Below are 23,767 nucleotides of genomic sequence, written 5' to 3'. Positions count from 1 at the left end.
GCCTGTTTGTTACTGTTCACGCATACGTGCCCAGTAACGGAATTTGCCGTGGCTTCGCATTTAAATACGGCAAATTCCTGCTGCCACCACGTTTTCTTACGGCACTTTCGGTTCCAAAAGTGCCTACCTGTGAACAGTAACGCCTGTTTCTCTGCCTCAATCACCTGAACCGACACCTTGTCCCTGCCATCCAGCATCCAGGAAAGCGTCTGCCATCCCATGATGCACTGGCAGGAAATCGAGGAAAAATCAAAGCCCAGCGCCGCCACACCCAGAGCATAGACGCTCAGGCGCATCCAGGCGATTTTTCCAACGCCAAGGGCAGAAAGGAGGCAATACACAACGATTGCAAAGGAGGCGCCAAAAAGGAAGTCCATATAAAAAGAAAAATAAGACCGCTCCCAGACCGTTCCCCTGAAAAACACCCGTTTTCTCAAAAACCGCCCGATCGCCAACAGGCTAATCAGATACACCGCCGACACCACCATCGGCAGAAATACCACATGAATCCAGGAAAACACCAGCACAACCGCCGTCAGCCAGTACATCCGGCTGCGTCCGCGCTTCAAAAGCGCCAGCCCCCCAAAGATCAAGACTGCCAGAATCGCAATCTCCACATACATCCGTTTCGATTCCGTGAAATGAATGTAATCTGCAAAAAAACCATTTCCCGTAAACAGCGTTTTCACCGGAATCAGAACCGCCGCCACACAGAACAGCACCAGAAAAAGACCAGCCATGCGCACGGCTGCGTCTGGTCGTCCGTTTTGTCTCTGATTCTGCATGTCAATGGTTCCTCTCTTTCTAGTTTATGTACTCCCGGAATCTTTTTGTGAGCCGCATTCTATATACGCCCGCCTAAAATCCCGCGCACCGCATCCAGCAGCGTCTCCGCATACGCATCATAACCGCCCGCCGGGCAGCTTCCGTCCTCTTTTATAAGTCCAGCCGCCCTATCTTCCGCGTGTTCTTTTGCCCCATAGCCAGTTCCGACAAGGACTCCGGTCACGCCAAAGTTTTTTCCTGCCTGCGCGTCGATGCGCTTGTCCCCGATCATATAGGAATGCACCTTATCAATGCCCTCCGGCAGATCGCGCTCTGCCATCTCAAACATTCCCGTCTCCGGCTTGCGGCAATGGCATTTTTTCTTATAAAGTCCAATCCCATGCTCCGGGTGGTGCGGGCAATAGTAGAACGCATCTACGTGTGCTCCGTCACGCTCCAGCACCTCATTCATATAATCATGAAGGATTTTTACATCCGCCTCGGTATAGTAACCTCTCGCCACGCCCGCCTGGTTGGTAATGACGATCACCTTATATCCGGCCTCGTTCAGGAGACGGACTGCCTCTGCGGTACCGTCAATCAGCTTCAAATCTTCTTTTCGGTGAAGATAATTGACCTCCACGTTCATCGTGCCATCACGGTCGAGGAATACTACTTTACAGCTATTTTTACACATGGAATGTATACTCCTTATCCGGCATCTGCACCTGAATATCGCGGTAGTCCCAGCGGTCCTCATCGCAGATCCAGCTCTGAGCGCCGCGCAGTTCGAAATTCCAATCCATCAGCTGTCCGCCTGCCGCTTCCAGACGGCGCGCCACCTGATGTTTAACGTTGTATGGGCAGTACACAAGAAGGAAGCCGCCGCCGCCAGCACCTAAAAGCTTTCCGCCGAGGGCGCCCGCTTTTTTCGCCTCGTCATAGAGCATATCAATCTGCGGATTTGTGATCTTGCTGCTCATCCGCTTCTTGCTCTCCCAGCCGTAATCCAGGAGGCGGCCGAAATTGTGGAGATTTCCCTTTAAAAGCTCGTCCTTCATCGCATAGGAAAGCGCCTTTACCTCGCACATCGCCTGAAATGCGTCCGGTTTCTTATAGTTGCTCACCTGATCCTTGATAATATTCGCGGATACATGGATATTGCCCGTGTAGCATAACAACAGGTTATACTGCAGCTCATTGATAATATCGCGGCGGATGCGGAGCGGGTTTACCACGACGTTGTTGCGTCCGTGAAATTCGATAAAGTTAAAGCCTCCGAAGGTCGCCGCATACTGATCCTGATAACCACCGGAAATTCCCAGATCGATCCGCTCCACGCCGTAAGCCAGATCCGCCATCGCATAATTATCCAGCGTGATTCCTTTCCAGCGCGCCATCGCAGTCAGAAGACTTACCATGACGGTCGAGGAGGTTCCAAGTCCCGAACCGGCCGGGGCATCGCACTGTAAATAAACCTCACAGCCCTGCTTAATATCCATCGCCCGCAGCGCTGCCGTGACAAGATCCAGCCGTCCATCGCAGACATAATTTTCCTTCGCATTGTATTTGACTGTCATATCAAAATCCAGGGAGTAAACCGTGATCTGGTCATCATCCCTCGGAATGATCGAACAATATGCATATTTATTGATGGTGCTTCCGATAATGGCACCGCCCTGTTCCACACAGAATGGTTCTACATCCGTACCGCCGCCGCCAAAGCTCACGCGCAGCGGCGCTCTTCCTCTGATTACCATGTAATGTCTCCTTTTCTTACGTCCTCCTGAAACCGGAAATAATCCTCCGGCACACCAATATCAATAAAATAGCCGTCATTTACGATGCCGCCGAGACGTCTTCCCTCCTGCATCCACCTGGGAATGCACTCATTTTCCAGCGAAACTTTTCCCTCCGGAATCTCGTCCAGCAGCGCCCGCTTCATCAGGTACACACCGCCGTTGATCGTGCCCGCCCCAGTATTGCCGTTTTTCTCATTAAAAGCGGTCAGCAGCCCGTCGGTCAGGCGCGCCGCCCCATAACGGGAAATATCCGGCACACCGCGCAGAACCAGCGCCATCTCCAGATTTTTTTCCTGCTGGATCCGGCTCAAATCACCGAAATCCATCTGATAAAATGTATCGCCATTCAGGACAAAAAACTGCTCGTCCGTCACATATTTCCCGGCATTCTTGATCGCGCCCGCCGTGCCGAGCAGCTCTTCCTCATACGCATACCGCGCCCGGATGCCAAACCGCGATCCGTCTCCAAAATATTCTTCCACCATGCCGCCCTTATAACCGACGGCAAAAATAATATCATCAATTCCGCTTTTTTTCAGCCCCTGAAGCACATACTCCAGAAACGGCTTATCTTCAACCAGCGCCATCGGTTTCGGACGATCGCTTACCACACTGCGAAGCCGCGTCCCCAGTCCGCCAGCCAGAATGATTGCCTGCATACTGTACTTCCTTTCTGTCTGTTGTTTTTCGTTTAATTATCTCTACTTCTATTCTTAAACTTTAACGTTTAATTTTGATCGCATTCCGACTAGATTATTCCTTGTTTTCACTTCTGGTATCTAAGCCGTTCGTCAACAGCTGGTAAACCCAGTTTAACTTATATATTCTACCACAGTTTACTCGCGATTTCTACCGCCAGAACACCTTTTTAACCTTATCCTCTCTATATAACAAAAAATACAGCCGGTTTGGGGAAACCGACTGCATTTTTGTTTGTATCAATGGGGATTGATCATATTTAGTTGCAATGTGATTCGTTCTATTCTGCCGGGAATCTCTTGATTCCCATTGTAACAATCTCCCTAAAGAGACGTATAATTGCCAGATGTACCGGTTCCGGGCATCCGTCTACGCTCGGTGCAACTCTGGAACCAATCGAATCATGGAATTCAACGCGCCAGCAGCTGTCCAGCACTCTCTTTTCTATCTCCTCGCTGCACATGGCGTCCAGATTTCCTTCTGCCAGTCCAAGCAGGCAGGCAATTCCATAACCAGCCCAGTTTGAGATAGCCGCCGAAAGCAGAACATCCACCTTTGCTACATCCAGTGCAATGCCGGAATGACACGGGCATTTACACATATTTCCGTTCTTTACCTTTTCTCGCACTGTTTTTTCAATATTTGCCATGCCAATCTCATTACCGCCATCGCCGATACCGATTGTCGCGATCCCGCGTTCACCGGCGCCGGTAAAGAGATAATCCATCTTCGCCTGGCTGGCAGAGAAGTCAAAGCCTCCCATTCCGTGGATCCTGCCATGCTTATTCATACCTCCACGTTCAATCGCCAGACAAAGGGATGGTTTATAGTGCTCCAGCAGTTCTTCGGAACGAACCCGGCAGGCTTCCTGATCAATCGGCATACCAATTACCGCAATCGTAGGAACCATTTCAAATCCCAATTCATCCGAAAGAGATGTTGAAAGTTTTTCCGGCTCTGTAATTGAAAAACCACAGCTTGACATAACCTTCTTCATATCTTCTACCAGATAATCATCTGTAATGACAATCGGCAGACCTTTTAATGTCAAGCGGATAGCTCTTGCAAGAGCCGCCGTACCTGGCGGTCCATCCGTCTCACTCTTCGTCGGGATATTGGCTGGCTGATCCGCCCATCCGGTTGTGATAAACACATAATCGCCGGGCTTAATCGACTTTTGCATTAATTCTACCGCCGCCAGCGTCATAGGCTTTCCATTTAAAAGCTCTCTGGCTGCATCAAACAGCACCTGTGCCGTACCACGCGCACCAATATCCACATTCATCAGCCGGTCGATTGACTCTGCTACATTTGCAAGACCGACATCTGAAATTAATTTGCGCATTTTCTCTCCTCCTTCTTTTGTTATTTATGGATGCATACTCAATCTCTTCAGACTGAAATACTCCTCAAGACCCCAACCGGAAGCGTCGCATCCGACGCCGGATTCACGAACCCCGCAATGCGGAAGCATCGGTCCGGTACTAAATCCATTTACATACAATTCTCCAAATTCCAAAACTTCATATGCTCTGGCAATCGCCCTTGCATCATGTCCGAATAAATAAGAAGTCAGTCCGGCTTCCGTATCATTCGCTTTTTTCAATACATCCTCAAAATCTGTATACGGGCGTACTGAAATAACCGGTCCAAAAATTTCTTCTCTGGATATCTTCATATCCTCATTCACATCTGCTACGACTGTCGGACTGATATAAGCGCCCTTTTCAAAGCCTGCAGGAACATCTCCGCCACAAAGTACCTTTGCGCCGCGCGCTTTTGCATCTGCGATTAAATCCAGTACCCGATCCCGCTCGCGGAAACTGATCATCGGTCCCATGACCATTTCCCCGTCGTCACGTCCCGCTCCAATCGTTACTTTTTTCAGGCGATCCAATACTTTCTGGCAGAACTCCTCATAACGTTTTTCATGTACATAAATACGGTTATAACCGATACAGGTCTGTCCGGTATTGCACACCTGGCTTTTTACAATCAGATCCGCTGCCAGATCCACATCTGCATCTTCCATCAAAATCGCCGGTGCATTGCCTCCCAGCTCAAGTGAATATGTTTTAACTGAAGACGAGCCTTGCGCCATAACCTGGCGGCCTGTTTCCGTCGAACCGATTAAGGTAATCATTTTCGGAATCCGGCTCTTATTCAATACATCTCCAAGTTCTCCCGCCGGACCTGAAATAATATTCACCACGCCAGCTGGAAGCCCGATCCGATGCAGAATCTCCCCCAGATAAAGGGTTGCCAGCGGTGTCTGGCTGGATGGTTTTAAAACGCAGCAGCAGCCAGAAGCGATTGTCGGCCCAATTTTAAGCGCTGCATTTCCAAGTGGATAATTCCATGCAAGATGTCCTACCACAACGCCAAGCGGGCGGCGATCCACCAGATGATAGAAATTTCCCCGGCGGCCTGCGTTATCTGAAAACGTAGTACCTGTCACCCTGCGGATCTCTTCTGCGAAAAACCGAAGACTGGAAATCCCCCAATCAAAATCATAGCATGCTTCCGCATATGGTTTGCCGGATTCCTGTGATAACAAATCTACAATGTATTCCCGCTCTGACAAAAGTTCTTTCGTATACTTTCTCAGCCATTCCACACGCTCATCCAGCGGCGTCCAGGACCATGTCGAAAATGCTTTTTTAGCCGCCTCCAGCGCTTCTTCTGCCTGTGCCCCGGTAGCTGCCTTAAACGATTCGAAATCGGTGCCGTTTGCCGGGTTCATAACGCGGAGCATTGTCCCCTTTCCTTCCACCAGTTCTCCACCAATATACTGTTTAAACATCTGTTTCCCCACTCCTTCCCTCATGAAACAAAATCATGACCGCTTAAAAGAGGCTGCGAATATAATTCTGGACGCTCTCTTTGTCATAACCATACTTTTTATAAAGTTCCTTTGCATCTCCAAACCCCGGATATACCTGCGGGATTCCAAAACGCTTAAAGGATTCAAGTGCGATACAGTTATCCGTAAGCACATCGCTGACTGCACTGCTCAGACCATTGTTCATCAAATGATCCTCCCAAGTGATAATTCTTCCTGTTTCCTCTGCTGCCCTGATAACCGCTTCCCGATCCAGCGGTTTCACTGTAAACATATCCAGCACACGGACACTGATTCCCTCTTTTTTTAATTCCTTTGAAATCTTGATCGCTTCTGCTACCATCTCTCCACAGGCAATAATGGTAATATCCGAGCCCTCGCATGCGGTATATGCCTTTCCGATTTCAAACTGAGCATCTTCCGGATATAAAACCGCATTGTTTTTGCCCGGATCCATGCGGATTGCCATCGGTCCTGCCCAATCCACGCTCTTTAAAATTATCTGACGGAGCTGCTCCGGATCAGCCGGTGCGCACACTGTCATATTTACCAGAGATGAAAATAATGCCATATCTTCCATTGCATAATGGGTAGAACCGCCGTTACCTGTCAACCCCGAGTAATTTGCAATAATACGAACCGGGAGATTCTGATAACACAGATCCGTGCGGACCTGTTCCAGATCCCGCATACTCATAAACGGCATCATACCGATAATAAACGGAATGCTTCCTTCCAGTGCCAGACCGGCAGAAACTCCCACTACACACTGCTCTGCAATTCCCGTATCGATAAATCTGCCCGAATAAGCTGCCTTAAAATCTGCACACCCCCAGCCAATATCCGGTGTCAGAAGCCAGATACGGTCATCTGTTTTTGCCAATTCTGTAATCGCATCTCCAACTACCGTCCGCCCAGAATTGAATTTTTCCAGTGTATACGATTCCTGCATAACTATCCCTCCATTTCCCGGGCAAGCCCTGCATCCAGATCCGCCAGTGCCCGTTTTAAATCTTCTTCATTCAGGCTTCCACAATGCCACTTAATCTGTTTTTCCATAAAGGAAACTCCATGACCTTTTACTGTGTTTGCCACAATTACCGTCGGTACCTTGCTATCCGGTGCCGGTAATTGATCCAGTGCATCCACAACTGCGTTCATATCATTTCCATCGATCTCTACTACATTCCAGCCAAAAGCTCTCCATTTGTCTGCATATGGCTCCAACTTTACTGAGTCTTCACTAAAGCTGGTCATCAGCTGACGGTTCCGATCCACAATCGCTATCAAGTTTCCAAGTTCCTGTGCGTGACCATTAATTGCTGCCTCCCAAACAGAACCTTCGCAGGTTTCTCCGTCTCCCATCATGCAGAATACCCGGTGTTTTTCTCCTTTATAACGCGCATGGGCTGCCATTCCGACACAGATAGCCAGTCCGTGCCCCAGGGAACCGGTTGACGCCTCTACGCCTGGAAGACGCACTTTACACGGATGCTGTCCATATGCACTATCCAGTTTTCCGTACGTCCTTACTATCTCGTCATAGTCAAAAAATCCACGCAGCGCCATGGTTATGTACATACATACCGCGCCATGTCCTTTGCTCAAAATAAACCGATCCCGCTCCGGCATCCGGATATTATTCGGATCAATCTTCATTGTATGGTGGAACAGACAGGTCAGAATATCTGCCATCGACATATCCCCGCCCATATGAATGTTTCCCTGATAACTGCCACAAAGCTTGCAGAGTTTAGTCCGAAGCTGGTACGCCATTTCTTCCAGGCGTCTTACTTCCTGTTTATCTGCCATATCCTTCTCCTCCTTTTTACGAAATTGTCAATCCGTTCTCTCCGCCTATCACACGTTTCAATGTAAAAAAAGCAGATAATGGTGTATATGCCCCTGTCACCAGTCCTTTCGGAATGCTGCATACTTCAATATCAAACTGAACTCCATCTGCGGTCACTTCGATTTTATGGGTATTTCCCTTTACATCCGGATCCGCCACAATTCTGGAGCGCGTCTTGTCAAATCCAAGCCCCGCAATCGCAATTCCAGCATGCACATTTACATTGCGCGGGAACTTCTTACAAGCTTCTCTGGTGCTTCCTTCAAAAAGAACTGTTTTCTCTGTTACGCTGCTCCCCAGATTCGCCGGTTTTTTTGTTGTTGTGATGCATACCTCTTCCAGTACTTCCCTGCCGTCAAAAATGCCATCATATCCAAGCACAGCGCCATGCGGAATATAGATCTTTCTTCCCCATTCACTGCAGAGGTGCTTCGCCAGTTTTTCAAACTTTTCTTCTGCAAATGCACAGGATGAAAATGTCATCATATCCGCATATGGCAGAATTAACGGTGCAAGCTGCTGTACCGCCTGATAAGTAGCTGCTTCTACTACCAGATCCACGGAAAGCTCCTTCATTTTTTCTACCAGCTGCTCCGGTGTACTGATCACAAGTTCTGGCGGAAGACTGGCTGTCGCCTCTGGGTTCATATCATATATGAACCCAAGCTTCACATCGCCAAGCTCACCTAAACGTTCTTTTATATACCGGCCAATCAGGCCAAATCCTATCAGTCCTATCGTCTTCATAACAATTTCCTCCCACTCTGCCTAATACGTCAACATTCTAACCCTTGCTACCGTCTCCCATTCATCTACAATCTTTCCGTTTTCTGCCACAAGAATCGATGGATATAAAACCGTAGTCGGGCAAATATGGCTTGGTATCACATATAAAATGTCGCCAATCTGAGGGCGTTCCGCCTCATGGCCTTCCTCCATCTTCCAGAGCCAGTGTTCCTCACTCTGGAACATTGCTTTCGCCGCCACTCCTACCAGTTCGCCCCGAACCGGCTGGTCACAGGAAATTCCTTTGCTTCCCAGATCCAGTGTAAATGTATTTGATGCCGGATGACTGACAACCCGCGTCATAATCGCTCCCGCTTCCCAGAGCTTCAAATCCGGGGCATCTTTTCCGTATCTGGCATCCATGACAAAGGAAGTTCCCGGAGAAAGGAAATAATCGCTTACCTTTGCATGGCACGGAAATGACGGTGTTCCGCCTACAATCACTGTATCGCAGACAATTCCGCGTCCGAGAATATCTTGACGGACCTCTTCAATCTTCCGATCCATCTCATCTACCGCTTTCTGTCGTTCTTCCACATCCACCTGATGGTTATGTCCGTCATAACAGTGAAGTCCACGCATCTGAAGATTCGGCAGACGACTGCATCTCTCATAATAATCGGCTGTTTCAGACAGCAAAACTCCTGTCCGATCCTGTCCCACATTGACATCCAGAAGAACCGGAATTGTAATACCTTTTTCCCTCGCCGCTGCCGAAAGTTGAAGAAGCGTATCGTAGTCATCTCCAAGCGCCCAGAACTGGGTACCCGGCATTCCGAGCGTCAGGTCAATAAACCGTTCGATATTCGGTCCTACCAGCGCATAGGCAACCAATACATTTTCTGCCCCTACCGACGCTGCCATCTCTGCCTCGGAAATAGTAGCGCACATAAAATGTGTAAATCCCATCTCCATCTGCATCTTAACCAGTTCTCTGGTTTTATGTGTTTTTACATGATACCAGAGCCGGTTTGCTCCCCCCGCCAGTTCAATGGTTCTCTGTGTATTCTTCACAATCGCATCTCTATAATAAATCAACGCCGGGCTTACAATCTTTTCTTCACCCTTTACATGATAATTTTCCAATTTCATATTCATCACTCCTGCTCTGAACGCCTATTTTTTTAAGTATTTTCATTTTGGCAGAGAGGCAGCTGTTCCAGCCTCTCTGCCCATTTTTCTTTATTTCTTATTCTTCTGGAATGACACAAACTTTAATGCACTGACCGCTGCGTGCCAGATCAAGTGCCTCGCCGTAACGGGACAGCGGGAATGTATGTGTTACAATCTTTTCCAGCGGAAGCACACCGCTTTCGATGATACGGGCTGTCTTTTCCATGTAATATTTTCCAAGGAATACGCCATGAATTTCTACTTCTTTTTTCAGAACCTCTCCAACCTTGATCGGAGCTAATGCAGTCTCATCATGTCCGCACTGAAGCACTTTTCCTCTCGGGCGTACACAGTCGATACAATCCATCAACATTGCGGCAACCGCTTCAATACAATGATCGACACCTTCACCGTTTGTTTCTTCCATGCACACCTGTTTGATATCCTCAACATTCGGATCCACAACTCTGGTTGCACCTAATTCCAGCGCCTTATTTCTGCGGTACTCGATCGGCTCAGAAAGAATAATCTTTCTTGCTCCGCTTGCCTTCGCCAGTGCCAGATAAAGCTGTCCAATCGGACCGCCACCCAGGATGCAGACGGTATCTCCCACATGGATATTCAGCTTTTCAAGGGAATATCCACAGCATGCCAGCGGCTCTGCCAGCGCCATCAGTTCTGCCGGTGTATCAGCTGCGATTTTATACGCAAACTTTTCCGGAACCAGTGTATAGCTGGTTAATCCGCCATCCTTAAATACGCCCATCGCATTCGCCTGGCCTTCCAGTCCCGGCTCATCCAGATACAGATTCTTACACATTTCCGGAAGTCCGGCACGGCAGGCATCACAGTAACCACACGGTCCATGCGGGTCTACGATTACTTTATCGCCCGGTTTTAAGCTTGTAACCGCTTCTCCTACCTCTACAACCTGTCCGCAAAATTCATGTCCAAAGATAATTCCCGGACGGGACGGATGTTTCTGCGGAGTTGCAAAAATGTTAATATCTGTACCACAGATACACACTCCCAGCACTTTGATCATCACATCATCTGCTTTTTTGATGATTGGTTTCGGTCTATCTTCAATCGCAAATTTTCCAGGTCCTTTATAGATAATTGACTGCATATGCTCCTGCCTCCTTTTCTTATTCTACTTCTACCCATTTCGAATCATTGTCGCCGCTCTTCATAACTGCATGAACGAATTTAACGCCCGATACACCAGTTTCAACATCCGGGAAGTCCAGATCGTCCGCTGTAAGCGGTTCACCATTTTTACGTTTGATCAGATAATTGATAATATTTTTATAAATATTAGCTTCCGCAACGTAGTATCCTTCCGGATGTCCGAACGGAAGACGGAAATGACGTTTTTCTTCATCTGAGAAATAACTACCTCCACGTGTCAAAACCTGTGTTGCCTCTCCATATTTATGGAAGATAACCTCATCCGGGCGAATCTGCTGCCACTCTAAGCCCCCCTTTGTTCCATATACACGGAATACCATTTCATTAGATTTACCACATGCCACCTGGCAGAACCAATAGGAACCATGGACACCATTCTCATATTCCACCAGAATATTGTCATTGAAATCCAATTTTTTTCCAAAACGGTCAACCGTAGCTGCTACTTTTTTAATTTTCAGTCCTGTAACATAATGAACCAGATGTTCAATGTGGGTACCGTCATCCGCACAGGTGTTGGAAATGCCGGAAAGTTTCGGATCCGAACGCCAGATCTTACTGTTAATCTGGGAATCTTCATGAAGCACATTTAAGAAACAGCCCGCCGTGTACTCTGCATTGATAGAAACGATATCTCCCAGTTCGCCTCTCGCTACCATTTCTTTCATTACCTTTACCATCGGATAACCCGAATAGCAGTAGTTCACTGCAAAAAGAAGGTCTTTCTCTTTTGCCAATGCAGCCAGTTCCTCTGCTTCTGCCACTTCAAAGCACAGCGGTTTTTCGCACATAACGCCGATTCCATGCTCCAGAAAGCACTTTGCAATTTCATAATGCACAAAATTCGGCGTACAAATTGCCACAAAATCAATTTTACCGGCCTCTGCCTCTGCCATTTTTTTGTAATCGAAATAGATTCGCGATTTGTCCACGTTATAATAATCCGCGCATTCTACGTTCAGCTCATCAATCGCTGAAAAACATCCGCACACCAGCTCTGCTCTCGGATCAAACGCCAGTCCCTTACGATGCACTTCACCAATCAGTGCTTTCAGATCGCCACCTACCATTCCATACTGAACCTGTTTCATGTTCTCATCCTCTCTTTCTTTCATTTATATTTTCAGAGCATTAAGATCAGCTCTTTTTCATCGGTTTTTTCCTGCCGGATCCCCATGCCGGTGCTCCGTGCTTCTCTTCTCCCGCATATTCAAATCCACAAATTTTCATTGCCTGCTCAACCGCTGCAAATGTATTTTTCTCTGGGAAAAATTCAAGACACGCAGTTCCCTGAAAACCTCTTTCCCTCAGTTCATTCATCAGATAACTATAATTAATCTCCCCGGTTCCCGGTTCATGGCGGTCCGGTGCATCTGCAATATGTACATACGGTACAATATCCAGATTCCGAATTACATTTTCAAGTAAATCTCCATGCATCAGCTGCATATGGAAGAAGTCGCACAGCAGACGGATCTTCGGGGAATTTACGGTTCTTACAATCTCTGCTCCCTGGCTTGTATCCGTAATGGCCATTCCGCCATCCGCTCCATGGTTATGGAGCGGCTCCAGCAGAAGTGTAATGCCTTCTTTTTTGAGAATCGGTGCCAGCAGTCCCAGTGTTTCCTTGATATTGGCAACTTCCTCCTGCCAGCTGTATATATTTCTCAAATCTGAGCTTTTCCCATTTTCAAAATGATTGGAGAATGCAATCAGGGAATCACACTCCAGATAATGAGCCGTTTCGATGGAACGTTTTACCCACTCAATATACTCGCTGCGTTTCCTTCCGTCGCAAAGAGAATAATCCTGCTGACCACTGAAAGCAGTCACCTTTACTCCCTGATCTTCGCATAGTTCACGAATCCGCTTCACATCACGGTCTGCCCAGCTCCAGAACTCAATTCCGGAAATCCCTGCTTTACGAATCAGCGGAATTTTCTCATAAATATCCTTTCCCGGAAAAAGCGGTTCTATATTTGCTGCATATGTAATCATATTTCTCTCCTTTCCATCCGCTGCTTTTACTCTCCAAACACAGCCTGATAATCTTTCTGAAATTTGATAATTCCTGCATCTGTCAGCGGATGTGCCAGCATCTGCTTCAGCACACCATACGGTACAGTTGCAATGTCCGCGCCTGCCAGCGCGCATTCTGTCACATGAATCGGGTTACGGATGCTTGCCGCAATGATTCTGGTGCGTATTTCCGGATAATTTTTAAACATTTCTGCAATCGTCCGGATCAGTTCCGTTCCGTGCTCCGAAATATCATCCAAGCGTCCTAAGAACGGAGATACATAAGTTGCCCCCGCTTTTGCCGCCAGAAGCGCCTGATTCGCAGTAAACACAAGCGTCACGTTCGTCTTGATGCCTTCTGCCGCTAACGTCTTCACCGCTTTTAATCCCTCTCCTGTCATCGGAATTTTTACGACCATATTCGGATGAATCGCTGCTATCGCCCGGCCTTCTTTAACCATTTCTGCTGCCTGCGTTGTGGTTGCTTTTACTTCACCACTGATCGGACCATCTACAATCGAAACAATCTCACGAATTACTTCATTAAAATCTCGTCCTTCTTTTGCTATCAGGGACGGATTAGTCGTAACCCCACAGATAATTCCCATGTCATTTGCTTCCCGTATCTCCTCTACTTTTGCTGTATCGATAAATAAATCCATGTCCCATCTCTCCGTTTCTTCTTCCATTTTCCTACAGTTCCGCTGCTTCCTGTCTGGTCGAACCAAGGCGCCAGCGTCCTTCTGCCAGCTCGCTTTCTACATAAGCATATTCTTTATCCAGATGATAGAAGAAAAGCAATACTGCAATCCCTCCCCAGGCAATAAACGGAACCATCAGATACAGATTCTGAATTGCCGCCACTGCCGACTCCGGCACGCTTGCCGCCAGCCCATCAAATCCTGCATGTGACATTACAAATCCACAAACCGCATTTGTCAGGCCACCACCCAGCTTATAACCAACTGCTGATGCACAATAGCAAAGTCCTTCATTCCGGATACCTGTATACCAGTGTCCGTATTCAACCGTATCTGCCAAAAGTCCATAAATCAGTGCGCCTACAGTTCCTCCGCCTAATCCCCGTACAATCAGTCCAACCGTCAGGGTCGTCAGATTGTACGGCTGTGCTGCCATAATCGCCGCACCGGCTAAAAATAATACACTTCCTGCTATTGAACAGTTTCTCTTTCCCAACTTCTTTACGAATGGAGCCACTAAAACAACCGATAAAATAAGTGGAATCTTTTCTGCCAGTGTCAAAAGTGTTACCCTCTCATTATTTCCCAGCGCGTACTGTGCATAATAGGAAACCATCATTCCATTCAGCGAGAAATACATTCCCCAGAGAATGAATACTCCTGCAATAATCAGCCAATAACGGTTTTTAAATAACGCTCCGATGCTCTTTCCAACCGGCACCGCCGTATCTGCTACCGCTGTCGGATCCTCGGATACCTGTTCCTTACAGTTCAGAAAGCAGATGAATAAAAGAATCATTGAAATAATTGCATATCCAATGGAAATCATAATCCATGCTCTCTGATCGCCCCCCAGACGATTTGCCATCGGAAGTGTAAAGGCCGTTACAACAACTGCACCTATCGGTGCGATACACATACGGTACATATTCAGAACGGTACGTTCATTCTGGCTGGTTGTCATCAGCACGGCCATTGCACCATATGGTAAGTTCAAAGCTGTATAAACGATCGTTACAGCAAAATTATATGTAATAAATACATATATAGCCTGTGCCATCGCGCTTGCATGCGCCGGAACCATAAACATCAGCACCGCTGCAGCGCCAAACGGAATAATCATCCGCAGCACCCAGACTCTTGCTTTTCCATATTTTGATTTCGTCCTGTCTACAATTACTCCCATAATTGCATCGCTGAATCCATCAAACATTCTGGAAAGCAAAAGAATCGTTCCAACAACCGCCGCTGACATTCCCACAATGTTGGTATAAAAATAGGACGCCATATTCGCAGTTGCTGCAAATAATATGTTGCACGCCAGATCTCCGAATGAATACGACAATCGGGTTTTAAATGATAATTTTTTCTCCTCCAATTTTAAATCTCCTTCCCCGTTTCCAGATTTTCCCCAAAATCTGTATCTCTTTCATTTTTCCATCCCCATTTTCAATAATAGTAAAATAGTCTCTTGATTTTGATAGAATAGTCCCCGATAGAACTCTTATGAATCTGGCCTATCATTTTTACCTTTTCGGTATTTCGTCCTTCATTTTTTCCAGTCACAAGCAATTCCATTGTCATTCTACACAAAAACAACCAATTTATATTGTATTTTCAAGGACCATATTGACATTTTGTCTATATTCAGCTTATACTGATTCACAAACCATTTTTTATTTCTGGCATTATTTTACCCTAAGCAGGTTGCATGCTGCAATCTCAATTCTCTCATGTTTTGGTAATATAATTTCATCTTCCATGAGAAAGCAAGAATTATCCCATTCAACACCTGATGAAAGGAGATTTTGAATTATGATCAATCAGGAAGTAATTGTAAATCAGCAGCTTCAGGAACGTATTCACTATGATAATCCGGACTTTCCGCTTGCCCGTTTTATCGACGAAATGGATTATTTTGTAGATGGGGAATTTCTCTGTCACTGGCACCCAGAATTTGAATTAGCAATTATTTTAAAAGGCGGGATTGAATATCAGGTAGATCAGCAGGTTTTCCGCCTGCATCAGGGAGAGGGAATCTTTATTACTTCACGGGCCCTTCATTCTGCCCGACAATTAATTCCAGGATCCATCATTTTCAATATCGAATTTCCTGCTTCGCTCTTTCATACGATTGGTACCTCATTTCTGTACCAGAACTATTTCAACCCATCTTCCCTGAAAAAAATGGGCAGCTGGAAAATCCTCCCTGAAAATGAAGAAGGAAGTGAAATTCTTGAACGCCTTATGCACATCCACCGCTCCGATCCATATAAATACGCCTATGAGCTTCTGTGCATGGAAGACATTTTACACATATGGCGTAATCTTCTGGTTCTATTGCATCGGTCCTTCCCGGTTCCTACTGACAATGATGAATTCATACGCGAACACCGCATGAGAAAAATGGTGAGCTATATCCAATCGCACTTTGAACAGCCCCTTACCATTGACGATATCGCCGGTGCCGCCAGTATCAGCCGCAGCGAATGTTTCCGATGCTTTTCCGGTTTCTGTCAGGTTTCGCCCATTGAGTACCTGAACCGCTACCGCCTTCAGAATGCAGCCCAGAAACTCTCTGGCAGTACTGCCAGTATCTCCGACATTTCTTTTCAATGTGGATTTAGCAGTATCAGCTATTTTGGCAAAGCATTCCGTAAAATGTACGGCTTATCTCCCTCTGAATATCGTCAGAAGAAGAAAAATGCCGTCTCAACCTCATTGAACGCATGAAGCTTTTCCCTTTCATCGCAGATATTTGCGGAACTTGCAACGATTTGTTGATTTTTTGGCATGATTCGACGAATTTTTTTATTTGGCAGACACTCTGTTCCGTGCTACAATCTTAGTTATAAATTGGGATTTGGAGGAATGCTTATGGCACGTGATATGACAAAAGGAAATATAACCGGACACCTGATTGCCTACGCGGTTCCGCTTGTTTTTGGAAATTTATTTCAACAGCTCTACCACACGGTCGATTCGGTGGTTGTCGGACAATTTTACGGAAAAGAAGCATTGGCGGCAGTCGGTGCGGCAGGTCCGATCATGAATATCCTGACTTTTCTGATTGTGGGACTGTCACTCGGCGCATCGATTTTAATGGCAAGCTACTTTGGTGCAAAAGATTACCAGGATTTGAAGGATGAATTTGCGACCTCTGTACTCTCCGGACTGCTTTTAACCATCGTACTCTCCGGAATCTCACTGGCGGGAAGCCGCCTGTTTATCCGCCTGACGCAGACGCCGGAAGAAATCTCAGCACAGGCGTCCTTGTATTTGCAGATTATCTCGCTGGGTCTTATTTTTACCTTTTTTTACAATATTTTCTCCGCCGCCCTGCGCGCGATCGGAGATTCCAGAGCGCCGCTCTATGTCCTGATCCTGACGACCGTTGTCAATGTATTTCTGGATGTATTCCTGGTTGGCATCTGCCGCCTCGGTGTTCCCGGTGCGGCAATCGCTACAATCATCTCGCAGGCAGTCTCTGCGCTCGCCCTCTTTGTCTATATCTGGTCGAAAGTGCCGCTCTTACGGCTCGGCATCCGGGATCTGAAACTGAAAACCTCGATGCTCAAAAAAACGATCGATTTCAGCTCCATTTCCGCCATCCAGCAGACGATTCTCTACGTCGGCCGCCTGCTCGTCCAGTCCGGCGTCAATGCGCTCGGTGTCGATGCAGTTGCCGCTTTTAATGCCGTCTCCATCATCGACAGCTACGTGCTCGCCCCGGGCGACAGCCTCGCGGCATCTATCACGACGTTCTCCGCACAGAACCTCGGCGCGAAAGAGTATGACCGGATTCCGAAAGGGCTTCGGAAAATGCTGGTGATTGCAGAAATTTATATTATTTTGACAGCGGTGGTCGTGCTGTTCTGCCGTCACCCGCTGCTCGGCATTTTCTTGAAGCCGAATGAAACGGAGGCGCTGCGTCAAGGCATGTCCTATCTGGTGCCGATGGCTAGTTTTTACTTCATCAGTGGTATCACCAATACTTTTCAGGGATATTACCGGGGAATCGGGCACCTGCTGATCACCCTGTTCGCGACTCTGGTGCAGATTCCGATCCGCGTTGTGATCAGTTATGCGCTGTTTGGACGGCTGGGAATTCAGGCTGTAGCGATTGGTACGACGATTGGATGGGCTTGTATGGTGGTATTTGAGCTTTTGATGTATCGGAGGTATGGACGGGTGGAAGCGCTGCGGAAGAACGATCGGTAATATAAAGTGCTCTACCCGGTAGTCCAGGAAAGAGGCTGCAGCATGCCGGCGTAGCTGGCTCTTTCCTTCCTTGGATAACTTTAAATTATCCTTACGCAAGAAAACGATCAGAAGCACATCCCCCTGATCGTTTTCTTTATTATATATAATTTTCTATCTTTTACTATTTTTTATTCAAAATCTTCCTTAATCACATCCCAAGCCGCATCAATACTGAAATGCTCGCGGATATAAACCTGCGTTTTCTCTGCCAGGTCTTCCAGGCGTTTTTCATCTTTGTAGAGCTCTACGACTGTCTCGGCAAATTCGTCCGGCTGATCCTTGACGAGGAGAACTTTTTCTACATCCGGGATTCCCTCGCTGCCGACGGAGGTGGTGACGATGGGGGCACCGTTATAGATGGCTTCTACCACCTTGCCCTTAACACCTGCGCCGTAGCGGAGCGGTACCACTACAATCCGGCAGTTCCGGTACAGGTCTGCCAGTTCTTCTTCACTTACAAAACCCTTGACGATGATGCCGTTTCCAGGCTGTTCCAGTGCTTTGATCTCGTCGGTTACTTTGGAACCTACGATGTAGAAGTTGACCTTGATCTGTTCCCGGATCTTCGGGAATACTTCTTTCGCGAACCAGAGCACCGCGTCTGCGTTCGGCGGATGCGCAAAGCCGCCGACAAACAGGAGTCCTTCCCGCTTGGCAAAGTCTTTGTTCAGATTCTGTAAAAACTCCTCATAGACATATGCCGTGATCGCCTTGACCGGAATCGTCTCATCAACGGCGTGGATCGCCTCTTCTTCGACGTAGGACGGATAATAAGACACCGCCACTTTGTGGAAGAGTGAAAACTCGATCGATTTCCAATATTCGGATTCCTGACGCTTCTTCACATCGCCGGTCAGCTCATACTCGCGGAACTCACGCATAAAATGAAGGTCGTGACCGTAATAAATCATCTTGATATCCGTGTGTTCTTTGATAAAATCCACATATTTTGTCGCGATATGCGGACGGTTCAGATATGCCACGTGGATATCTTTTCCATTTTTCACCAGCCAGTCCCAGATACCGGTCAGGTATTCCTGTCCGTAGAGGACCTCGATTCCCATCTGCTGCAGCGTAGACGTATACGGTTCCTCATGGAGGTAATTATCTCCGATAAATTTAACAACATACCCCTTTTTCAGGAACATTTTCAGGTACTGGAACGTTGTCTTGGAACCAGCGTCTTTGTCAAAGGTCGGCACATAGTGATCGATCACGACAATGATCTTTTTGCCCATGCTGCGCTCGCGTGCGCGGAATGGATTCGGATTGCCGTTGTTGACGCACTGGTTCTTAAACTCTTCTTTCCATTTTTCTTTGAGCTTCTCGCTGTTTTCCACCTGATACCGTTTCAGACCGGTTCCGTTGACATCCGTTCCGTTGGAAATGCCTTCGAAATGGATAACCTTGGATTTGGGCTGGTAAACGACGCGGTAGCCCGCTTTCCGCACCTCAAATGCCAGATCCGAATCTTCGCAGTACGCCGGGGCAAACCGCTCGTCGAAACCGCCGATCTGCTTCCAGAGTGCGGTGGATAAAAGGATCGCTGCGCCGGAAATATAGTCTACATCCTTGACGTAGTTATATTCTGCCTTATCCGGATCGTCGAGGCGGCCGTAATTCCAGCCGGAACCATCGCTCCAGATGATGCCGCCTGCCTCCTGTAAACGTCCATCCGGATATACCAGCTTAGACCCTACCATACCGATGGTGGAGTCAGATTCAATGAGATTTACCAGGGAGCTGAGCCAGCCTTCTGTTACCTGGGTATCGTTGTTTAAAAACATCACATATTTGCCGCGCGCCGCCTTGGCCGCCTGGTTGCAGTTGCGCAAGAATCCCTGATTGGTCTGATTGCGGCAGATCACCAGGTTATCGGCAAACTCCGCCAGATGCTCGGTGGCATCGGTCGAAACATCGTCCGCGATGATAACCTCGTAGCTCACGTCCTTCGTATGCTCCAGAATCGACTGCAGGCACAGATAGGTATAGTGAATCTGGTTGTATACCGGAATCACGATGGAAACCGTCGGATTTTCTTCCTTCGGAAGGTGGATTTTTCCGTAGGTCAGGTACTCCTCACCGATCTCAAAATCACCTTTGATAAGGTTCTTTCCTTCCCCGGTGGTGTACATCTTCATCATTTTGCCCGGATGGAGAATCGTCCGTTTCCAGTAGCCGAGCTTCTTGCGGCGTACTGTTCCCTTTGGATAGCACCGGTTAAATGCCTGTCCGAGCTTGCGGCGCACCTTGAAAATGACCGCCTCATGACCATTTAAGTAGGTCAGCGTCTTGCCAAGCTCTGCATTTTCATGGCGCAGATCAGAAATGATAACGTCCAGATTCGCCACGTGGTTATTCGTCAGGCGCTGTACCTCCTGCACTTTGCGGAGTGCCGTATCTTTTTCCGAATTTTCTGCCCGGAGCGCATCCAGACGTTCGTTTGCCCTTGCAAGTTCTCCGTCCACATGGGAAAGATCGGCTAATGTCTTCGTCTTTACCATGTAATCTTCCTGGTAGGTGCGCTGGTTTTCCCCGTGCACGTACTCCTGGAAGCCGCGTTCCATCGCCTCGTAAAGCGAAAGCAGCTTCTCATCCGCCTTCACATACTCCGGGAACTGTCCGATAAATTCCCGCTCGGCCTGACCGCCCAACAGACTCTTATAACGGCGGTAGAAATAAACCAGTGTCCTGTATTTCACAAAGCCAGCCGGAACCGGGAATAAGAAGACCCACTCATAGTCGATCGCATAGGTTCCGTCCGCCGTCACCAGCATATTTTCAAAAAGGGCGTCAATGTTGGAGGCGCTGTAGCTCTCGTCCGCAAGAACTGCCCCTAAAGAAGCCCATCCGCCGCCATTTTCTGTCTCTTTATCCCGATAGGAATCCAGCTCACCCAGCGCATTAAATACCTTGATAAATTCCGGTGTCACCGCAAATGGTTTGCGTTCCTCCGGGCGGATGTTGTAGATCTCATCCATCGCAGCCCGGATCGCGGAAACCTCCGCATCCGCGCCCTGGGCAGTCAGAATTTCTCCCAGAAGTTCCGCCCGCGTTTTTCCCTCTAAATACGGAAAGACCGCTGTCATTCCCTCGTCCTGAAGCTCCGGTTTTGCCAGTTTCAGGGACGGATTCTGACGATCAAGCACCTGATATTTTTCTTCGAAGGACTGGATGTGCGCCTTTCCCTCCGGATAGAGCGCCGTCTTCCAGACCTCGCGGGTTCCATTCTTTTCACGGATCTCTGTCCGGATCTGGAAGCAGTCTTCGCGGGTGCGGTTGTATTTCACATAGATAACGTCCTGTGAAGCATTCTCAGCTTCCGGCGCAGCCTGTCTCTGCCAAAAAACTAGAAATGCATTCGCAAATTCCGGGAACCGTCCGTCCTCGCAGGCTGCATCGAGCGCCGCCCCCATATCCATCAGCATATACTGCGGACAGTCATAGACCGGTAACACACCAGTCAGATCGCCTTTTTTCGGCAGATAGGCATCTGAAAAAATCTCTCCCGCCGTCCGGTAATCCGGCATCGGATAGTAAAATTCCCCGCCCGGAAGCAGCTGCTTCATTTCGTTCCAGGAAAGTGCGCCCGTCTCCCGCTCTGCGCCTGCCATGTATTTCACGCCAAACCAGTTGGACGCCGCCGCAATCAAGGTTCCATGAGCAGAAAGAAGCTGTTTTGCGGCTGTCATCTGCGCCGCGCGTCCAGCCCTATCTGCCGCCGTCAAATTCCCGATCAGCACTACATATCCATATGTCCCGCCGCGCTTTTCCGCTTCCCTCGCATACGTCTCCACATCCGCACAGACATAGCGGATCTTCGCCGCCAGCTCCGGCTCTGTCTTGAAACGACGGCGTACTACCTCCAGATTTTCTTCGGAAACATCCAGCACCGTTACCGATGATAAACGTCTGGCAAGCAGCCCTGTCAGCGCGCCCGCGTCCGCCCCGATCTGCAGCGCCTGCTGTTCCGGGTCAAATTGACACCAGTCCAGCAGGTTTTCCCGCAGATCTGCCAGTGCGTACAGATAGGAAAGCTTCTTATTTTCCCGCAGCGCCCGGCGCCGGTCACTGCCGTATTTATCAAACAGAGCGATCAACTCCTGATTGATTTTTTTCATCTTAATCTCCTTTTATCATGCCTGCAGATCTTCCTGTGCCACCTCGTCCGCACTAAGCGACTCCGCCTGCTTTGCCGCCTCTCCGGCTGGCGATAACCTGATTGCTACATCCGGCTCCATGTCGTAGACACCGACCGTATTCTTATTGGAAATAACGGTAATATTGGCCACATCGTAGAGACGGTGGTACACCACGTGCTCGCCGCCCTCAAATCCGGTACAGCTCATGGACAGCAGGTATTCGCCGCCCTGCAGGGTCATCTTCTGCGTAAACGCGACATCGTAAATATCGCCCTCCTTGACCGGATGGACATCCGTTCCCTCAAACAGGGTGTTCGTGCCGGTCAGATCGGTTCCCTTCTTATCCTTGATCGTATAAGTAAAGATCGGCGCCTGAATCGGTGCATTGAAACGGATGCGCTCGCGGATGGTAAACTCTTCGCCTTTTAAGAGCAGGTTAGTGATATTGCCGCGCGCGTCCACCAGTCCCAGATCGAAGATCTGCGCCCTGCCGTCGCCGTACTCCTCGCGGTTTGCGTTGATCGTCAGCTTGTCGCGCATTAAGCCCGGCTTTTTCGCCGTTTCTCCGTTCAAAGCAGCCGGATTTCCGGTGCCGTCCGATGCTGAAGAGACTCCATTTTCTGCGGTGCCATCCACTGCCCCGGAGCCGTTTACATTTCCGGCATCGTTATTTCCAACCTCATTTTCAGATGCACCGTTCTCCGCACTTCCGGCTCCTGATTTCTCCGCTTTTATTACCTTGTCCCCGGAAAAATCGTTCATTACCTCCAGCTCGGCGCGCAGCGCGTCCATCTGTCCTGCCAGAATCTTTTTGTAGAGATCGACCATCTTGCCCGCCGAACCCTGTGCGATAAATTCGCCCTTATTGAGCAGCACTACCTTATCGCAGTATTTGATGATACTTCCCATATCGTGGGTTACCATGATGATAGTCGTGCCGTTTTTGCGGATCTCCTCCATGCGGCGGTAGCACTTGGACTGGAAAAAGACGTCCCCGACCGAGAGCGCCTCATCAACGATCAGGATCTCCGGCTCGACGTTGATCGCAAGCGCAAATGCCAGACGCACGAACATACCGCTCGAGTACGTCTTGACCGGCTGATAGACGAAATCGCCAATCTCGGCAAAATCGAGAATCTCCGGCAGCTTTGCATCCATCTCTTTTTTGGTATATCCCATCATCGTACCGTTCATATAGATATTTTCGATACCGGTGTAGTCCTGGTTAAATCCGGCTCCCAGCTCCAGCAGCGCCGAAATTTTGCCGCGCACCGTCACCTCGCCGGTCGTCGGCGTGAGAACGCCGGTAATGATCTTAAGGATCGTCGATTTACCCGAACCATTCGTACCGATGATGCCGACCGTCTGACCTTTTTCAACCGTAAAGGAAAGATCGCTCAACGCGTAGAAATCCTTGTGGTATTCTTTATGGCTGACGCTCAGAGATTCTTTCAGCCGATCGATCGGTTTATCATACAGCCTGTATATCTTGGTCACATTTTTCACTTCGACCGCGTACTTCTCTGCGTTCTCCGCCTCTTGTGCCCCTGTGTTTGTTGTATTTTCAGCAGACATATATCTTTTTCGTTCCT

At 48.3% G+C, this 23,767-nt stretch carries 18 protein-coding genes and 1 pseudogene; 2 read left to right on the top strand and 17 right to left on the bottom strand.

Translation table 11 applies throughout. From position 1 onward, the window contains the following. The 15 genes and pseudogenes from DWX68_RS09090 to DWX68_RS09020 form a co-directional block, all read right to left on the bottom strand. Positions 1-785 (bottom strand): annotated as a pseudogene (locus tag DWX68_RS09090) (hypothetical protein); the annotation flags it as partial. A 59-nt stretch (positions 786-844) separates the two neighbouring features. Next, positions 845-1,462: an HAD family hydrolase gene (locus DWX68_RS09085; RefSeq protein WP_022360062.1), complete on the bottom strand. Its 618-nt coding sequence runs from the start codon at positions 1,460-1,462 to the stop codon at positions 845-847. Continuing rightward, positions 1,455-2,525, bottom strand: coding sequence for a GHMP kinase (locus DWX68_RS09080; RefSeq protein WP_118629167.1), 1,071 nt, complete (start codon positions 2,523-2,525; stop codon positions 1,455-1,457). The genes DWX68_RS09085 and DWX68_RS09080 overlap by 8 nt, the downstream gene beginning before the upstream one ends. Further along, positions 2,519-3,226, bottom strand: coding sequence for a nucleotidyltransferase family protein (locus tag DWX68_RS09075; protein WP_118629165.1), 708 nt, complete (start codon positions 3,224-3,226; stop codon positions 2,519-2,521). The genes DWX68_RS09080 and DWX68_RS09075 overlap by 7 nt, the downstream gene beginning before the upstream one ends. Before the next feature lie 320 nt (positions 3,227-3,546). After that, positions 3,547-4,611, bottom strand: a complete 1,065-nt coding sequence (locus tag DWX68_RS09070; RefSeq protein ID WP_118522166.1) for a glutamate cyclase domain-containing protein — start codon at positions 4,609-4,611, stop codon at positions 3,547-3,549. A 24-nt stretch (positions 4,612-4,635) separates the two neighbouring features. Then, positions 4,636-6,069 (bottom strand): aldehyde dehydrogenase family protein, encoded by a 1,434-nt coding sequence (locus DWX68_RS09065; protein ID WP_182427282.1) that lies wholly within the window; start codon positions 6,067-6,069, stop codon positions 4,636-4,638. Between the two features lie 43 nt (positions 6,070-6,112). Next, a complete protein-coding gene (locus DWX68_RS09060; protein WP_118522168.1) occupies positions 6,113-7,060 on the bottom strand; it encodes a transketolase C-terminal domain-containing protein in 948 nt (315 codons plus the stop codon). Between the two features lie 2 nt (positions 7,061-7,062). Further along, positions 7,063-7,920, bottom strand: coding sequence for a transketolase (locus DWX68_RS09055; RefSeq protein ID WP_118522169.1), 858 nt, complete (start codon positions 7,918-7,920; stop codon positions 7,063-7,065). Between the two features lie 16 nt (positions 7,921-7,936). After that, positions 7,937-8,707 carry an aspartate dehydrogenase domain-containing protein gene (locus tag DWX68_RS09050; protein WP_118522170.1) on the bottom strand — a complete coding sequence of 257 codons (771 nt, stop codon included), beginning with the start codon at positions 8,705-8,707 and terminating at the stop codon, positions 7,937-7,939. Between the two features lie 21 nt (positions 8,708-8,728). Further along, positions 8,729-9,838 (bottom strand): D-TA family PLP-dependent enzyme, encoded by a 1,110-nt coding sequence (locus DWX68_RS09045; protein ID WP_118629163.1) that lies wholly within the window; start codon positions 9,836-9,838, stop codon positions 8,729-8,731. Between the two features lie 97 nt (positions 9,839-9,935). After that, entirely contained in the window at positions 9,936-10,988 is a 1,053-nt protein-coding gene (locus DWX68_RS09040) for an alcohol dehydrogenase catalytic domain-containing protein (RefSeq protein ID WP_118629161.1), read from the bottom strand. Between the two features lie 19 nt (positions 10,989-11,007). Then, complete coding sequence (locus DWX68_RS09035; RefSeq protein WP_243027672.1) at positions 11,008-12,165, bottom strand: Gfo/Idh/MocA family oxidoreductase; 1,158 nt, start codon at positions 12,163-12,165, stop codon at positions 11,008-11,010. A gap of 22 nt (positions 12,166-12,187) precedes the next feature. Then, positions 12,188-13,048, bottom strand: a complete 861-nt coding sequence (locus DWX68_RS09030; protein WP_118522174.1) for a sugar phosphate isomerase/epimerase family protein — start codon at positions 13,046-13,048, stop codon at positions 12,188-12,190. A 26-nt stretch (positions 13,049-13,074) separates the two neighbouring features. After that, the gene (gene fsa, locus DWX68_RS09025; protein WP_118522250.1) at positions 13,075-13,731 is read right to left on the bottom strand and encodes a fructose-6-phosphate aldolase; all 657 of its coding nucleotides are present in this window, start codon (positions 13,729-13,731) and stop codon (positions 13,075-13,077) included. A 31-nt stretch (positions 13,732-13,762) separates the two neighbouring features. Next, complete coding sequence (locus DWX68_RS09020) at positions 13,763-15,148, bottom strand: glycoside-pentoside-hexuronide (GPH):cation symporter (RefSeq protein WP_118522175.1); 1,386 nt, start codon at positions 15,146-15,148, stop codon at positions 13,763-13,765. A gap of 437 nt (positions 15,149-15,585) precedes the next feature. Here DWX68_RS09020 and DWX68_RS09015 point away from each other — a divergent pair, with 437 nt between their 5' ends. Together DWX68_RS09015 and DWX68_RS09010 are read left to right on the top strand one after the other, a co-directional pair. Continuing rightward, positions 15,586-16,503 (top strand): AraC family transcriptional regulator, encoded by a 918-nt coding sequence (locus DWX68_RS09015; RefSeq protein WP_118629159.1) that lies wholly within the window; start codon positions 15,586-15,588, stop codon positions 16,501-16,503. A gap of 144 nt (positions 16,504-16,647) precedes the next feature. Then, a complete protein-coding gene (locus tag DWX68_RS09010) occupies positions 16,648-17,991 on the top strand; it encodes an MATE family efflux transporter (protein ID WP_118629157.1) in 1,344 nt (447 codons plus the stop codon). A 170-nt stretch (positions 17,992-18,161) separates the two neighbouring features. On the opposite strand, the gene DWX68_RS09005 is transcribed toward DWX68_RS09010, so the two are convergent. Together DWX68_RS09005 and DWX68_RS09000 are read right to left on the bottom strand one after the other, a co-directional pair. Next, on the bottom strand, positions 18,162-22,154 hold the full coding sequence (locus tag DWX68_RS09005) for a glycosyltransferase (protein WP_118629155.1): 3,993 nt from the start codon (positions 22,152-22,154) through the stop codon (positions 18,162-18,164). 15 nt (positions 22,155-22,169) lie between these two features. Further along, positions 22,170-23,750, bottom strand: coding sequence for an ABC transporter ATP-binding protein (locus DWX68_RS09000; protein WP_118629153.1), 1,581 nt, complete (start codon positions 23,748-23,750; stop codon positions 22,170-22,172). Between the last annotated feature and the right edge of the window lie 17 nt (positions 23,751-23,767).

Origin of the sequence: Clostridium sp. AF20-7, assembly GCF_003479275.1 — a bacterium.
GTDB lineage: Bacteria > Bacillota > Clostridia > Lachnospirales > Lachnospiraceae > Otoolea > Otoolea fessa.
This window is presented reverse-complemented; position numbering and strand designations above follow the sequence as displayed.

What these genes read in the sequence shown, in the direction of transcription:
- DWX68_RS09085 (WP_022360062.1), bottom strand. Translation starts at nt 1,462, where the DNA reads ATGTGTAAAAATAGCTGTAAAGTAGTATTCCTCGACCGTGATGGCACG.
- DWX68_RS09080 (WP_118629167.1), bottom strand. Translation starts at nt 2,525, where the DNA reads ATGGTAATCAGAGGAAGAGCGCCGCTGCGCGTGAGCTTTGGCGGCGGC.
- DWX68_RS09075 (WP_118629165.1), bottom strand. Translation starts at nt 3,226, where the DNA reads ATGCAGGCAATCATTCTGGCTGGCGGACTGGGGACGCGGCTTCGCAGT.
- DWX68_RS09070 (WP_118522166.1), bottom strand. Translation starts at nt 4,611, where the DNA reads ATGCGCAAATTAATTTCAGATGTCGGTCTTGCAAATGTAGCAGAGTCA.
- DWX68_RS09065 (WP_182427282.1), bottom strand. Translation starts at nt 6,069, where the DNA reads ATGTTTAAACAGTATATTGGTGGAGAACTGGTGGAAGGAAAGGGGACA.
- DWX68_RS09060 (WP_118522168.1), bottom strand. Translation starts at nt 7,060, where the DNA reads ATGCAGGAATCGTATACACTGGAAAAATTCAATTCTGGGCGGACGGTA.
- DWX68_RS09055 (WP_118522169.1), bottom strand. Translation starts at nt 7,920, where the DNA reads ATGGCAGATAAACAGGAAGTAAGACGCCTGGAAGAAATGGCGTACCAG.
- DWX68_RS09050 (WP_118522170.1), bottom strand. Translation starts at nt 8,707, where the DNA reads ATGAAGACGATAGGACTGATAGGATTTGGCCTGATTGGCCGGTATATA.
- DWX68_RS09045 (WP_118629163.1), bottom strand. Translation starts at nt 9,838, where the DNA reads ATGAAATTGGAAAATTATCATGTAAAGGGTGAAGAAAAGATTGTAAGC.
- DWX68_RS09040 (WP_118629161.1), bottom strand. Translation starts at nt 10,988, where the DNA reads ATGCAGTCAATTATCTATAAAGGACCTGGAAAATTTGCGATTGAAGAT.
- DWX68_RS09035 (WP_243027672.1), bottom strand. Translation starts at nt 12,165, where the DNA reads ATGAAAGAAAGAGAGGATGAGAACATGAAACAGGTTCAGTATGGAATG.
- DWX68_RS09030 (WP_118522174.1), bottom strand. Translation starts at nt 13,048, where the DNA reads ATGATTACATATGCAGCAAATATAGAACCGCTTTTTCCGGGAAAGGAT.
- fsa (WP_118522250.1), bottom strand. Translation starts at nt 13,731, where the DNA reads ATGGATTTATTTATCGATACAGCAAAAGTAGAGGAGATACGGGAAGCA.
- DWX68_RS09015 (WP_118629159.1), top strand. Translation starts at nt 15,586, where the DNA reads ATGATCAATCAGGAAGTAATTGTAAATCAGCAGCTTCAGGAACGTATT.
- DWX68_RS09010 (WP_118629157.1), top strand. Translation starts at nt 16,648, where the DNA reads ATGGCACGTGATATGACAAAAGGAAATATAACCGGACACCTGATTGCC.
- DWX68_RS09005 (WP_118629155.1), bottom strand. Translation starts at nt 22,154, where the DNA reads ATGAAAAAAATCAATCAGGAGTTGATCGCTCTGTTTGATAAATACGGC.
- DWX68_RS09000 (WP_118629153.1), bottom strand. Translation starts at nt 23,750, where the DNA reads ATGTCTGCTGAAAATACAACAAACACAGGGGCACAAGAGGCGGAGAAC.